This window comes from Amycolatopsis sp. NPDC003861, assembly GCF_053605405.1.
The window spans coordinates 1-1,264 of the sequence record NZ_JBSGJD010000523.1 but is presented as its reverse complement, the minus strand read 5'-3'; the positions used below and the strand labels follow the sequence as shown (position 1 = coordinate 1,264).

At 67.0% G+C, this 1,264-nt stretch carries 2 protein-coding genes; both read right to left on the bottom strand.

From position 1 onward, the window contains the following. Positions 1–34: 34 nt before the first annotated feature. The gene (locus ACWEVN_RS47945) at positions 35–916 is read right to left on the bottom strand and encodes an IS3 family transposase (protein WP_452055724.1); all 882 of its coding nucleotides are present in this window, start codon (positions 914–916) and stop codon (positions 35–37) included. After that, the gene (locus ACWEVN_RS47940; protein ID WP_452055723.1) at positions 913–1,200 is read right to left on the bottom strand and encodes a transposase; all 288 of its coding nucleotides are present in this window, start codon (positions 1,198–1,200) and stop codon (positions 913–915) included. The genes ACWEVN_RS47945 and ACWEVN_RS47940 overlap by 4 nt, the downstream gene beginning before the upstream one ends. Positions 1,201–1,264: the final 64 nt, after the last annotated feature.

Genomic DNA, 1,264 nt, shown 5'->3' with positions numbered 1-1,264 from the left:
GTGGAGTTGCCCCGGTGGGGCGGACACGGGGTTTTCAGGCAGCTGGGGCTTGACGATAGTTGGTTCGGGTTTCGGCTGGGGTGTGGTGGCCGTTGGTGGAGTGCAGCCTGGTGTGGTTGTAGTAGTGCAGCCAGGTGAACACGTCGTGGCGGGCTTGGGTTCGGGTCCGCCAGATCGAGACACCGATTTCGGTTTTCAAGGTGGCGAAGAAGGCTTCGGCGACGGCGTTGTCGTAGCAGGATCCGACTCGCCCTACCGATGGCCGGATGCGGTGTTCGGCCAGGGCGGTGCGGAACTGGCCGGAGGTGTACTGGGCCCCGCGGTCGGAATGAAACACCGCATCGTCGTGGACCAGACCGCGGGCAGTCGCGAGGGCGATCGCGTCGCAGACCAGGTCAGTGCGCATGTGCTCGGCCATGGCGTGCCCGACGACCTCACGGGTGTGCAGGTCGATGACGGTGGCCAGATAGAGCCAGCCCTCGAAGGTGGGCAGGCAGGTGATGTCCCCGACGAACCGTTGGCCGGGCGCGGTGGCGGTGAAGTCCCGCCGGATCAGATCACCGACCGGCGTGACCGGGCCGGCTGCAGGCCGGGTCAAAGCTCGGCGTTTGCGGCGGGTGATCCCGGCCAGGCTGTGTTCGCGCATCAGCCGCTCCACCCGTTTGTGGTTGACCCGGTGGCCGCGGCGGTGCAGCTCGGCGGTGATCCGCGGGACCCCGTAGGCCCTGCGGTGCTCGGCATGAATCGAGGTGATCACCCGCACCAGCTCGGCCTCGGCTTCCGCCCGCCGGACACGGCCGGCTTCGGCGGCGACCCACTCGTGGAAGCCCTGCCGGCGCAGGCCCAGGACCTGGCACAACCGCTGCACGCCGTAGGTGGCGCGGTGTTCGGAGATGAACCGGTAGCGGTAGATCATCGATCCATCTCGCGCGCAAAATAGGCGGCCGCTTTCCGCAGGATCTCCTTCTCCTTCTGCAGCTCAGCGACCTGCTTGCGCAACCGCGTCACCTCATCGGTCACCGCCGAATCCTCCACCGGTCCGGCTTCGCCGGCCTGCTTGGCGGTGTTCACCCACGAGCGCAGGGTCTCGTGATTGACCCCCAGCTCCCGGGCAACCTGCCGCAACGGCCGATCACTCGCGTTCACCAGCTCAACAGCGTCACGACGGAACTGCTCCGGATACTTCGACCTGCGAGACACCAGGACATCCTCCCTCCAGACCACCGTCTGGAATCAAGGTGTCCGGCCCCAAGGGGCAACTCCA

Bases quoted from the DNA above. Each gene is read 5' to 3' on its own strand.
- ACWEVN_RS47945 (WP_452055724.1), bottom strand. From the start codon at position 916: ATGATCTACCGCTACCGGTTCATCTCCGAACACCGCGCCACCTACGGC.